This window comes from Nonomuraea roseola, assembly GCF_039535395.1.
In the GTDB taxonomy this organism is placed as follows: domain Bacteria; phylum Actinomycetota; class Actinomycetes; order Streptosporangiales; family Streptosporangiaceae; genus Nonomuraea; species Nonomuraea roseola.
In genome coordinates this window covers 2,049,564-2,061,966 of the sequence record NZ_BAAAXC010000015.1, presented here as the reverse complement: position 1 = coordinate 2,061,966, position 12,403 = coordinate 2,049,564, and the positions used below count along the sequence as shown (strand labels likewise).

At 67.7% G+C, this 12,403-nt stretch carries 11 protein-coding genes; 7 read left to right on the top strand and 4 right to left on the bottom strand.

Annotated features, from left to right (window positions below):
* The first annotated feature begins 20 nt into the window (after nt 1–20).
* From ABFX55_RS32855 to ABFX55_RS32840, 4 genes are all read left to right on the top strand, one after another.
* Nucleotides 21–560 (top strand): PadR family transcriptional regulator, encoded by a 540-nt coding sequence (locus ABFX55_RS32855; protein ID WP_346126535.1) that lies wholly within the window; start codon nt 21–23, stop codon nt 558–560.
* A 412-nt stretch (nt 561–972) separates the two neighbouring features.
* Nucleotides 973–2,301 carry an MFS transporter gene (locus ABFX55_RS32850; protein WP_346126534.1) on the top strand — a complete coding sequence of 443 codons (1,329 nt, stop codon included), beginning with the start codon at nt 973–975 and terminating at the stop codon, nt 2,299–2,301.
* On the top strand, nt 2,298–3,128 hold the full coding sequence (locus tag ABFX55_RS32845; protein WP_346126533.1) for a carbohydrate deacetylase: 831 nt from the start codon (nt 2,298–2,300) through the stop codon (nt 3,126–3,128). The genes ABFX55_RS32850 and ABFX55_RS32845 overlap by 4 nt, the downstream gene beginning before the upstream one ends.
* A 207-nt stretch (nt 3,129–3,335) precedes the next feature.
* On the top strand, nt 3,336–4,877 hold the full coding sequence (locus tag ABFX55_RS32840; RefSeq protein WP_346126532.1) for a long-chain-fatty-acid--CoA ligase: 1,542 nt from the start codon (nt 3,336–3,338) through the stop codon (nt 4,875–4,877).
* A 191-nt stretch (nt 4,878–5,068) separates the two neighbouring features.
* Here ABFX55_RS32840 and ABFX55_RS32835 read toward each other — a convergent pair whose 3' ends face one another.
* From ABFX55_RS32835 to ABFX55_RS32825, 3 genes are all read right to left on the bottom strand, one after another.
* A complete protein-coding gene (locus tag ABFX55_RS32835; RefSeq protein ID WP_346126531.1) occupies nt 5,069–5,923 on the bottom strand; it encodes a helix-turn-helix transcriptional regulator in 855 nt (284 codons plus the stop codon).
* A 763-nt stretch (nt 5,924–6,686) separates the two neighbouring features.
* Nucleotides 6,687–6,920, bottom strand: coding sequence for a hypothetical protein (locus tag ABFX55_RS32830; protein WP_346126530.1), 234 nt, complete (start codon nt 6,918–6,920; stop codon nt 6,687–6,689).
* Between the two features lie 454 nt (nt 6,921–7,374).
* Entirely contained in the window at nt 7,375–7,983 is a 609-nt protein-coding gene (locus tag ABFX55_RS32825) for a TetR/AcrR family transcriptional regulator (protein WP_346126529.1), read from the bottom strand.
* 82 nt (nt 7,984–8,065) lie between these two features.
* Here ABFX55_RS32825 and ABFX55_RS32820 point away from each other — a divergent pair, with 82 nt between their 5' ends.
* Both ABFX55_RS32820 and ABFX55_RS32815 read left to right on the top strand, forming a co-directional pair.
* Nucleotides 8,066–9,238 (top strand): DUF418 domain-containing protein, encoded by a 1,173-nt coding sequence (locus ABFX55_RS32820; protein ID WP_346126528.1) that lies wholly within the window; start codon nt 8,066–8,068, stop codon nt 9,236–9,238.
* A gap of 875 nt (nt 9,239–10,113) precedes the next feature.
* Nucleotides 10,114–10,476, top strand: a complete 363-nt coding sequence (locus ABFX55_RS32815) for a hypothetical protein (protein ID WP_346126527.1) — start codon at nt 10,114–10,116, stop codon at nt 10,474–10,476.
* On the opposite strand, the gene ABFX55_RS50030 is transcribed toward ABFX55_RS32815, so the two are convergent.
* Nucleotides 10,358–11,152, bottom strand: a complete 795-nt coding sequence (locus tag ABFX55_RS50030) for a P-loop nucleotide/nucleoside kinase family protein (protein WP_379479025.1) — start codon at nt 11,150–11,152, stop codon at nt 10,358–10,360. The two genes, ABFX55_RS32815 and ABFX55_RS50030, sit on opposite strands and share 119 nt — an antisense overlap.
* A gap of 314 nt (nt 11,153–11,466) precedes the next feature.
* Between ABFX55_RS50030 and ABFX55_RS32810 the strand changes: the two genes are divergently transcribed.
* Entirely contained in the window at nt 11,467–12,261 is a 795-nt protein-coding gene (locus ABFX55_RS32810; RefSeq protein ID WP_346126526.1) for a phosphatase PAP2 family protein, read from the top strand.
* Nucleotides 12,262–12,403 lie beyond the last annotated feature (142 nt).

The window sequence follows — 12,403 nt, the reverse complement described above, 5'->3', positions numbered from 1 at the left end:
CAACAATCTAGACTTGACCAATGGCTCATGTGATCCTCGGTCTGCTCCTGATCGCCCCGCAGACCTTCTACGACCTCATCAAAGGATTCGAGGCCGGCGTCGCGCTCTTCTACAGCGCCAGCTCCGGCAGCATCAAACGCGCGCTGGACAGCCTGCTCGCGCGGGGGTTCATCGAGGTGGCCAGCGTCGAGGCCGGAGGCCGGGGGCGGAAGGTGTACCGCCTGACCGACGCCGGTCGTCAGGAGTTCCGCGCGTGGATGACGGGGGACCTGACCGGGCCCGACCTGGAGACCGCGGCGCTGTCCAGGCTCTACTTCCTCGGCCTGTTGGAGCCGGCCGAGCGCCTACCGGTGCTCCGCCGCATCACGGCGCGCGTCGAGACCGACCTCGCCGTGCTCTCGGCCCTCGACGAGCACCTCGACACCCTGGACGTTCCTGAGGAGCACCGCGACCTCGTCACCCATCAGCGCGCGACGCTCGACTACGGCATCGCCTCATACCGCTTCACGCTCGACTGGTTCCGCGATCACATCGATCGGCACGAGACGCCAGACCACTGACACCGTACGGACGCGGTCCCAAACCGTCGGCACGCCCGCCACCTGGGTCACCTGGCGTGCCAGGGTCGCTGATAACGGGCCGCCACCCTGTCCGGTCACCCCCGTCCGCCGTCGACCCGCCCGAAGGGCAAGCGGGCCGAGGGCGCCAGGCCAAGGCGAAGCGCCCCACTGGACGAACGACCTTGACCCTCGACTGCCTTGCTCCGCGGTATTCGTTGGGACAACACTGGGACACGACGTGCCCGGTGATAGACGTCCGGCGCGGCACGATTCCGCTTCACCTGCTGTTCTCCTGTGAGTGCGAAGGTAACGCCGCGCACAGCGTCGGCATCGGCAAAGGGGTGGTCGTGTGTCCCGGTCCGCTACGACTTCCGCCCCGGCACGGACTCCCGCATGGCGTTACGCCATCGGGATGTTCGGCACGTCGATCCCGATCAACATGATCAAGGGATCGATGATCCTGTTCTACGTCGACATTCTCGGGCTCGACGTGCGCGCCTACGGCGTGGTCATGGTGATCTACGCGATCATCGACGCCGTCGACAACCCGGTGCTCGGCCACCTCTCCGACCGCACCAGAAGCCGGTACGGCAGGCGCCGGCCGTGGCTGCTCGTGGGTGCGCCGATGCTCGCGGCGTGCATGGTCGCGTTCTTCTCCGCGCCGACCTCGCTGGATGGCATCGGCCTCGTGCTCTGGTTCGCGATCTTCGCGATCCTGTGCGAGGCCTTCGACTCGATGCTCAACGCGAACTACGGCGCGCTGCTCCCCGAGCTCTATCCGCACGAGCGCGACCGAGCCGTCGCCAACAGCCTGCGCCAGGGCTTCCAGCTCGTGGCACTCGTGATCTCGCTGGCGGTCACCCCGCTGCTCACGACGCAGGTGTTCGGCACCGAGGAAACCACCCAGGGCTTCCAGACCACTGCGATCATCTACGGCGTGATCGCGCTCGTCGTGATCGCGTTCATGGCGCTCGGCGCACGCGAGAATCCGCGCTACGCCACGCACGAGCGGCCGCGCCTGCTGCCCAGCCTGTGGTCGATCGTCCGCAACCCGATGTTCTGGACGGTCGGGCTCACCGGCGCCTGCTACGGGGTGGCCATGGCGCTCGTCCTCTCCGGCATCCAGCTGTACGTGCGCTACTCACTCGGGCTCCCTGTCGCCAACGCGCTCTACCTGCAGGGCATCGTCATCCTCATCTCGGCCTGCGGCCTCGCGGTGTGGACGCGCGTCGTCGCCCGCCGCGGCGCCCTGTGGACCTGGCGGCTGGCCTTCGCGATCCTGGCGGTCAGCTTCGCGGCCTTGTTCTTCGCCACCGACCTCGTGACGGCGATCGCCGCAGGGGTGCTCGTAGGCGCCGGATGGTCGGGGATGCTCGCGACGAACGACCTCATCGTGGCACGTGTGCTGGACGCCGACGCCGCGCGCAACGGAGCGCATCGTGAAGGGCTCTTCCTGTCGGCATTCGGGTTCTTCGCCCGGCTCAACGGGATCGTGACGGGATTCGCCCTCACCTCGCTGGGAGTCTTCTTCGGCTACAACTCGGGCCATGACCCCGGTGCCGACCCCGGGCTCGCGTTCCGTGTCTACCTGTGCGTGTACCCGTTCGTACTGACGGCGATCGGCGCGGTCGCGGCGCGACTCGTCTCGGTCCCGGTCGAGCCGCCGCCCGAGGCGGCTGGGCCGGTCGAGCCGCCGCCAGCCGGTCCCGCGAACGAGCCGGACGTGGAGCGCACCCCGTGACCCGGCGCGTCGTGATCACGGCCGACGATCTCGGCCGCGAGCCCGGCACCACAGAGGTCATCGCCGCCCTGCTCGCCGAAGGACAGGTCAGCGCGACGACCCTCATCCCTGTCTCTCCGCTCGCCGAGCAGGCCGCCAACCACGTCCGGGAGCTCGGCGTGGTGCCCCGGCTGCACGTGACCCTCACGAGCGAGCACGGACTCCCGCGCTGGCGACCTCTCGACGGCGCGGCCAGCCTCGTCGACCCTGACGGGACTCTCAGCGACGATCCGTTCGTTCTCGGAGCCCGAGGCGAGGCCAGGGAGGTCATCGGGGAGGCGGACGCCCAACTGCGCTGGATGCGCGGCCGCGGCTTCGCGCCCGCGGCGGCGGACTCTCATGCCGGCACCCTGTACGGCCTGCACGGCCGATCCTGGCTCGCTCAGGCGCTGGAATGGTGTGCGCGCCACGGTCTGGCCTTCCGGCTGCCTCGCGACGCGGAGCCGTACGTCGGTGGGCCACTGCCGCCGCAGCTCGCGGCGGAGCACGCCAAGGCAGTCGCCCTCGCTGACGCTCTCGGCGTGTCCATTCCGCAGACGATCGCCACCAATAGGCGCACGGCACACGAACTCGGCACCTACCAGCAACTGCGGGACGATTACCTCCGCCGGCTCGCGGCCCTGCCCGAGGGCACGAGCGAGCTGTTCCTGCATCCCTCCCGCGAGGACGCGGTCATGGGACCGGACGGCATCGTGCGGGTCTGGGAGGCGCGGCTGCTGCGTGATCCGGTGTGGCACGACGCCCTTGAGAAGGAGGGCGTCGAGGTCGTCGAAGGCTGGTGGACCTGACCTGAGTACCCGCAGGGGGAGTCGACACGTTCGTACAAGCCCTGCCCAGATCCTCGGCGCATCCTAGGGACGTAAGACGTTCCGGTCCCGGACGAGGCAGGGGCGTAGCCCTGCGCACGCCGGGCGTGGCAGCGGTCCATGCGCTTTCGCGACGAGGGGTTCGACGCGAGCTGAGTGGCCCTCCCACATCCTGAGGAAAGGGTCGCGATGCTCAACCTGTCGATCATTCTTGAAGACAGCGCCCACCATGTTCCAGACCGCACCGCGCTGGTCTTCGGCGACCTGCGCCTGCCGTACTCCATGGTGAACTCCGTCGCGAACCAGGTGGCCAACCTGCTGGTGGCCCGGGGGATCGGCAAGGGTGACAAGGTCGCGCTGCTCTGCCCGAACCTGCCGTACTTCCCCTTCGTCTACTTCGGCATCCTCAAGGCCGGGGCGACCGTGGTCCCGCTCAACGTGCTGCTGCAGCCGCGCGAGATCACCTACCACCTGGACGACAGCGACGCCAAGGCGCTCTTCTGCTTCGAGGGCTCCCCCGAGCTGCCCATGGGCGCGCGCGGGCGGGAGGCCTTCGACGCCGTCGAGGGCTGCGAGCACTTCTTCGTCCTGCCCGCCACGCCGCTGGCCACCGAGTCGCAGCACGGCGAGTCGCTCTGGGCGGCGCTGGACGGCATGTCCGGGGAGTTCGAGACGGTGCAGACCGCGCCTGACGACACCGCGGTCGTCCTCTACACCTCGGGCACCACCGGCCAGCCCAAGGGCGCCGAGCTGACCCACCTGAACATCCTGATCAACACCATGGTCAGCGACGAGATGTTCCCCGCCGACCCCGACGGCGACGTCTCGCTCATCGTGCTGCCGCTCTTCCACTCCTTCGGCCAGATCCCAGGCATGTGCGTGAGCCTGCGCCGCCGCGCCACCCTTGTGCTCCAGCCGCGTTTCGAGCCAGGCGAGGCGCTGGAGCTCATGCGCAGGGAGGGGGTGACCATGTTCGCCGGGGTGCCGACGATGTTCTGGGCGCTGCTGTCGAAGATCCACGCCGACGGGGCCGAGGCGCCCTCGACGCTGCGGCTGGCGGTGGCGGGCGGGGCCTCCTGCCCGGTCGAGGTGCTCAAGGACTTCGAGGCCACCTTCGGCATCCCGATCCTGGAGGGCTACGGCCTGTCGGAGACCTCCCCGGTGGCCAGCTTCAACCAGCTCGGGCGGCCCACCAAGCCCGGCACCGTCGGCTTCCCCGTCTGGGGCGTGCAGATGCGCCTGGTGGACGACCACTGGAACACCATCGAGGGCGAGGGCCCCGGCGAGGTGGCCATCCGCGGGCACAACGTCATGAAGGGCTACTACGGACGGCCCGAGGCCACCGAGGAGGTCATACGCGATGGCTGGTTCCGCACCGGCGACATCGCCACCCGCGACGAGGACGGCTACTACGCCATCATCGACCGCACGAAAGACATGATCATCCGGGGCGGCTTCAACGTCTACCCGCGTGAGGTGGAGGAGGTGCTGATGACGCACACGGCGGTCTCGCTGGTGGCGGTGGTCGGCGTCCCCCACGACTCGCACGGCGAGGAGGTCAAGGCCTACGTCATCCCGTCGCCAGGCGCGACGGCGAGCGAGGACGAGCTCATCGCCTGGTGCAAGGAGAACATGGCTGCGTACAAGTACCCGCGGACCATCGAGTTCTGCGACTCGCTGCCGATGACGGCGACCGGCAAGATCCTCAAGCGCGAGCTACGCCAGACGTAGTCAGCCATCCGTTGGCGACACACCGTAGCTCCGCATCGACGAGGCAGGGCGACGGCTCTCATTGCGCGCGCCGGGAGCGACCCCAGAGCTCCGGCGCGGGCTGTGCCTCGACGTCGAGGCCAAGGACCTGGACGAGGCGCTCAGCCTGGCCTACGAGGCGCGCGACCAGCGCAGGCCGGCGTCCTTCCGGTTCAGGGCAACCAGTCGATCGCGGCGGCGAGCTCGGAGGGCGCATTCCCGAAGGTGTCCCGGAAGACGCGGGTGAAGTGCGGGCTGTCGGTGAACCCGGCGCTGTGAGCGGCCACCGTCAACGTCTCTCCCTCGGCCACCAGGCCGATGGCACGCTGCAGGCGCAGCCACCGCACGTACGGCCGCAGAGGGATCCCCACGTGCGCGCTGAACAGGTGAGCCAGCCGACTCGGCGACAGGTGGACCGCGTCCGCCACCGTACGCAGTCGCACCGGTCCTCCTCGTAGAAGCGTGGGGATCACGGTGATCGCCGCCTCCACGGCCGGGTGGAGCGGAACGATGTCGGCGGCGCTGTGGCCGGTCCACACCTCGACCACCTGCAGCGCGGTCGTCGCCTCGGCCGAGCGCGCATGACCGACCGGCGGCTCCGCGAACATGAGCGGCCGTCCCTTGTGGTGCCCCGATCTCGGGCTCGTGCGCGCCGGTTCGGTCACCGCGTGAGCTGGAGAGCCGTGGACGGGCAGATCCCTGGTTTGCGTGACGGACGGCGACCAGGCCGAAGCCCTGCACCCCGTACCGAAGCGCGCGAGCAGGGACCGGCCCGGCGCACTCCGGGGATCCAGGTGAGCGAGCAGGGCCTCACGAGCTCCGGCGAGTATCGCGTGGCGGGTGTCGGGGGGAACGACGGCGATCCTCGTGGTCAGCCGCTCGCCGTGGGCGTCGGCCATGGTGAAGGGCTCGGCGGAGACGATCAGCTGAACCGCATGGTGGGCGTGCAGGCCATTCCTGCCGACCGTCCCGCCGTACAACATGAGGCCGGGTCGAAGGACACACCAGCCGCGCCAAGGATGCGACATCACACCGTCCTTGATCGGCACACTTCGCACGACGCCGGCCGTGTCTCTGCCGTCACCAGGCCGGCACACTGCCGGCGGATGCGCGCTGATCTTCTGGACAGCCCCTGCGGCTCACACACCGCCGCCCACCGGCACGCGATCGCCGGGTGCGCCGCGTGACAGCAGGCGCGTAACGAGGCTCCCAACGGCCGAACCACCGCTCCTCCTCCGGCCAGAGCCCCGCAGTACGCTCTGACGCCGCTGAAAGCGTATCCGGTCATGGGTAACCGGGGTCTTCCGCTGTTTCCAGGGCCGCGGATGAGGCGATGGCTCCTTGGCCCCGTAGCCCTGTTCTCGGCTTGTCCGGGGTCCACAGTAAGTTCCCCGGTTGGTTCCTTATCGACGGTCACCACAAGCTGGCCGCCTACCTCAAACGGCAACTGCCTCCGGCGTGCGTCGCAATCGAACGCCTGCCGCCCCACGGTGTGCACCGCGAAGCACTACCACCGTGGTGGCCCTCGTTGCGCGCCATCTGGGAGGAGTGACCGCGGGCTGGATCGAAGTTGTCTGCACACTCATCCAGCCAGGCCTCGAATGTTGCATCCGACCCGGCTTCAACACGTGGAGCGAGTGACGGGATCTATCCCGAGCTGCCATCTTAGGAACCGCATGGATGACGACTTGTAGGGTGCCGGGCCTGGGGCGTAGGCGCGGTCATGAGTGACCGTGGTTGCCCACTCGTTCCCCTGGCTAATTGCACGGTGATCACCCCGGACCTGGGGGTCTACCACTCCTTGCTTTCGGCCTGGCGTTGCTCTTTCATCACGTCGATCGCAGCACCGATTGCGTGCAGCACCTTGCGGGCTTGTTCGCGATCGACACCCATGCGGGTCTGGAAGTCCCACTCATCGAGGTGGACGCCGTTGCAGATCTCATTGAGGGCGTTGTTGATGGCGAGAGCGTCGTCCGGCCCGAGGTTAGCCGTGATCACATCGGACGTTGCTCTGATGATCTCCATGGTCACATTCTGCAGAAGTGAGCACCTGCGCAGACCTCACGCCAGCCTGATCACCCCGTGGCCCTGGCCTGCTCGGCTTGTCCCGGGTGATCAGACTTCCACCTCAGCCACCTATGGCCCAGCCGCCCAGCGCGGCGATGATTCCGGAGCCGGAGCGCCCCCGCCGGGGGCATGGTCTGTCTGTTGCCATCGCCACCCGAGCTGCCCGGAGGTCGAGCGGTCGGGGAGCGGGAGGGGCGGAGCCCCTCGCCGGGGTTTGGGGCGAAGCCCCGAGGAGATGCAGCCTGAGCTCTCAGGCGCGTAGCGCTCAGATCGCGAAGCCGATGCAGTGGAGCGGGGTGTGGGGGCCGCGCCCCCACAGAACACGGCCTGAGGCTCGACGCGCGAAGCGCGCTCCACACGAAGTCGAAGCAGTTGGAGCGGGTGACGGAATCCAACCTGCGCTGTCAGCTCCTCATGCTCGCGGCCTTCCCGGGCCGAGCCCGATGGCGGGCAGGATCGCCTGGTCGACGATGGCCGAAAGGTCCTCGTCACTGGGCGCTGTCCCGGAGTCGAGCAGCCGCTTGGTGACGAGAGCCTCGCCGATGTCGGCCACGACCGGGGTGAGCAACTCGACAGGGAATCGGCCCCGGTCGGCGTAGTGCTGCAGCACGGTACGGGTGAACGTGCCGCCCCGGTTGGCGAAGACCCGCTCGAACAACGCCTCGGACATCAGCGCGGCGCTCTTGGGATCGGTGAGGATCGTGGCGACCGCGCGGCCCGCCGGGCTGAGAGCCCACTCGACCATGAGACGCAGGGCGCGGATGAGGTCGCCGCGCAGGTCGTCGGCGCCGGGCGTCGGCTCCTCGACAGGGTGCTGGTGGTAGAGCGCGTCGAGGAGCACCTCGATCGGGTCCGACCAGCGGCGGTACAGGGTCGTGCGGGGCGTGGCCGCGCGCCGGGCGATGCCGTCCATGGTCAGCCGTCCCGCACCGACCTCCACCACCTCCTCCAGTACGGCGTCGTGAATGGCCTTGATCAGTTCTTCGCCGCGACGGCGCGGCCTGGCGCTGTGCTCGCTCATCGCCACCCCTTGCATAGCTACACGACTGTAGCTTACCTTGGTTGTTAGCTACATTTATGTATCTAATTCTGAGGGGACAGCCATGTCCATCGCCCCACCGGCTCCCATAGAGGGGGCCACTCCCATCACCCATCGAGCGCTGGCGCCGGATCTGGCGCGCGGGCTGATGTTGCTGCTCATCGCGTTGGCGCACGCGCACATGTACCTCTCAGGCCATGAGGCGGGCTTCCGCGGCTACGCCCTCGACGGGGGCTCGCTCGACCGGCTGGTCGGCGGCGTCCAGATCCTCCTGGTGGACGGGCGCGCTCTGCCCATGTTCGCCGCCCTGTTCGGCTACGGCCTGGTGCAACTCGCCAACCGGCAACTCGCCACCGGCAGAAGCTGGCCACAAGTGCGCAAGGTGCTGCGCCGCCGGAGCCTGTGGCTGCTGGCGTTCGGCTTCTGCCACGCGCTGCTGCTGTTCTTCGGTGACATCCTCGGGGCGTACGGGCTGATCGGGCTCGTACTCGTCGGATTCATCCGGCGCGAGGACCGATCCGTGCTGCGGGCCGCCGTCGTCGGGCTCGTGCTGCACGTCGTGGTGCTGTTCGGCTTCGGGCTGCTCACCATCTCCGCACCCAAGGGCGACACGCCCGCCGCCATGGCGGACCCGATCGAGGCGACCGTGATGCGGCTCATCGGGTGGTCCGGGATGACGCCTACGTACTTCGCCGCCAGCGTGGTGCCGGCCTTCCTGTTCGGGATCTGGGCGGCCCGGCGCCGCATACTGGAGGACCCCGTGCCGCACCGGGACCTGCTCTCCCGGGTCGCCGTCGTGGGCACAGGGCTGGCCCTCCTCGGAGGGGTGCCGCTGATGCTGATCGACACCCAAATCTGGACGCCGTCGGACATGGTTGCCGTGTCCGCGTACGCACTGCACAGCGTGACGGGCATCGCCGGCGGGCTCGCGTACGCGGCGATCATCGGACTCGTCGTCAGCCGGATGCGGCGCGGGTATCCCGGTCCGGTCGTCAGGGCCCTCGTCGCGTGCGGCCAGTGGTCTCTGACCTGCTATCTCCTCCAGTCAGTGATCTTCGTGGCGGTGTTCGCGCCGTACGCGGGAGGGCTCGGCACACGTGTCGGAGACGCCGCGGCGTCCGGCATCGCCGTGGTCGCCTGGCTGGCCACCGTGGTGCTCGCCGCGCTGCTGGCACCCGGTGGGCGAAGGGGACCGGCCGAGGCGGCGCTGCGGCGGCTGACGTACGGGCGCCGCTGACTCACTCACCGTAGTTCTGGCGTCGCGGCCTGCCGGCCGACATCCACCAACGTCGAAGGTCGCCGGCAACGCCCCGGAAGCGACCCTTGACGTTGGCTGTGGGCCGGGAGGGATCACGACGGTAGGCACCGGACACAGTGGTGAAAGGGGTCGTGGGGGAGCAGGGCGCACAGCTAGCTCCCCGAAGACGGATCGATGCCTTTCCCTCAGCAGGGAGCCCACCTTCGTACATGTGAGGGGGCCGATCCCAAGCCCGCAATCCTGAAACGATCTTCACCTAAGCGATGAGTACTCTGTCCCTGTGTGCACATACGCGATGGTCACCTACAAGGTCCACTACGTGTGCGTTCCTTGCCGTCAGAGCCACAAACTCTCCTGGGACGGCGCAGAGCACCTCTGCACACGCTGCCGGAGGCCGATGCTCTTCGCCGGCCATGACTTCGCCGCACCGCGCAAGACCAAAGACCGCCGTTGGTCGGCGGTCGCGGCCGTTCTGGGAGCAGGACTCCGCTACGACGGATTCGAGACCTGCGGCTGCGCCAGGGAGCCGAAATATCGTCCGCGCACGAGCTCACAGGTCCGGGCACGGCGCAGGGCCGCAGCGCGCAAAGGACTGACCGAAGCCAAAGCACTCGCGCTACGCGACCCTGCCGACGCGTAGGACGCCTTCGGGCATCCGAACCACCGGATCAAATCCAGCCCGGACCGTTCCGGATCGTTCAATGCAGGTCAGAGAGTGTGGGCGGTCCATGTGAACAGTTTGAACCGTCTCGTATTGCATTCGAACTGCAAGCCTCGCGGCTCGCTGATTCCAGCGATCACAGGAGGTCTTGAGGGCTATTGCAGCCCGCGGCGGCCCTGACAGAGTGGGCTGCATGATCGAGATTGACGGGCCTTTCTATCGCGTCAGCGACCCGGGCTTCGAGATGATGATCCCTGCATGGGAGGGGCACGCTCCCGAGACCGCTGATCAGGCCGACGCGACCATCACACTGCCAGATGGCACCCGTCGGTACGCGACGTTCATGACACTTGGCGTCGTCAGCGAGATCATGGATCGCTGGCAGGAGACAGGCGAGCACCTCAACGGTCGGTACTTCTCCTGCTCGGATCTGATCATCATCCGCCAGCCTGGCTTCGCCTCGATGGTCGCTGCCATACAAGACATGATCGCAAGCGGGGACATCGAGCATGCATGCGGCCTGCTGCCGTCCGAGGACGAGGAGGATACGGGTTGAAGGTGATCGCTGCGCGACGTGTGGCGTCGCGGCCTGGAGCTTCATGCCTCACGGGGCATGACGGGTGGAGATCGTTCCGAGTGTGCTCCGGATCTTCATGAGCACAGCGGCTGTGGCCGTGCTGCGGACAGCAGACGAGTATCGCGGTGATCACGCCAGAGGCGTCGACGACTTCGCTCGTGGTCCATGCGCTGTCGGCTTGGGCACTCTTTCGAGATTCCGGTTTCTGAACGGGGAAACGCCCCGCGATTCCCCGTTGATCGCTCTGAGAACGGGCACGCAACGGGCACGAAGAATGGCGTACGCCCCTCGGTTGGTCGCATCGGTCCTGCAGGATTGTGAGCTCCCCTTCGTCAACAGGCTCCTCGAATCCGGCCAGGTACCTGTTGAGCAGATCCTCGGACACGGTCACAGAGTTGGCCCCGTGCAGCTTGTTGCGTACAGCCAGCCGCTGGCGCAACGTCGCCGGGCTTGTCCTGAGATAGATCAGCTCCCACCGACACCCATGACTCTCGATCGGGGCCTTGTAGTGATCACGAGTCGTCCGGCGCCAAAAGCTGTGGTCCAGGACCACCGGTTGGCCGGCTTCCACCAGATCTACGAGCCGCTTCCTCAATGATTCCTCGGCAGCCGCCTTGTGGTCCTCCGGACTCTGCTGGATCGAATTCGGCAGCATCGCGCCCGAACCGCGTCCAGATCACTTCATCGATCGACAGCCTGACATAGCCGCGCCGTTCCAACGCCGGTGCATAGGTCGCCTTGCCTGCGCCCGGAAATCGAAACAGCTCTGGAAACGATCAAAGCCAGGTCGGGCCTTTATCGCTGACTTGGCTTTCACAGTGAGAGCGGGAAACGGGAATCGAACCTGGGCTGTCAGCTCGGGAATTCAAGGAATCTCGCCTTGTGGGGGGCGTTTAGCCGGAGCGCCCCGCCCGAGGCTCTTTCGGCTGACATGATCCATGCCGAAGCGGGGTGAGTTAGGGTGCCCTCGTGAGCCCGCTCGAGGTGGCCGCCGACCGGTTATCGCGCCTGGTAGCACGTGCCCGGTCAGCCGCACTGGTCGGGAGGACGGGTGGGCGCCCCGCCCCGCTCGTCGAAGTGGCTGGTCTGCTGCTCGTGATCCTTCTCTTCTCACGGCTTCATGCCGCCGCCGGGAAGGACGTCGCAGCCGCCACCGCCAACGCGCTGGCCCTGCAGTCCATAGAGCGGGCCGTCCACCTGGACATCGCGCTGAGGGCGAACCAGTGGCTGACCGAGCATCCGGCCCTCATCCAGCCGGCGGTGTACTACTACCGCCTGTACTACCTCGCGATCATCGGTGTGCTGGTGTGGGTCTTCGTCCGGCATGCCGATGTCTACGTCAAGGTCCGCCGGACCCTCGTCGCGATGGCCGTTCTCGTGCTGCCCGTTTTCTGGGCGCTGCCCATGTCACCTCCACGGTTCGCTCTACCGGGCGTCGTCGACATCATTGCCGGGCACGACATCCTGGGCGGCCATGCCTCACGAGAGATCGAGAACGGTCAGAACTTGTATTCGGCGATGCCCAGCATGCACGTGGGGTGGTCGTTGTGGTGCGCGTATGCCGTGTGGTACGCGCTGCGGGGCTCCCATCCGCGATTGGCGTTGCTGTCGTGGATCTTTCCGCTGGGTATGGCGGCAGTCGTGCTTATCACGGGCAACCACTATGTGCTCGACATCGCCGGAAGCGCCACGTTGCTGGTCGTCTCCATCGCTGTCGCATCAGCGTGGGGCCACCTCGCGGAGCGTCGGCGTGCTCGGGATTGAGCGCCCGCGGGAGGCCGCAGGGAAACCGGTACCGCCCGGATGCTTGCTCAGCCCACGATCGTCCGTATGGCTATCCGTTGCGCGGCCCGAGCGCTGGCGCGCGCGAGCGGGACGCGTACGCCTTCGGCGGGTAGTGCATACA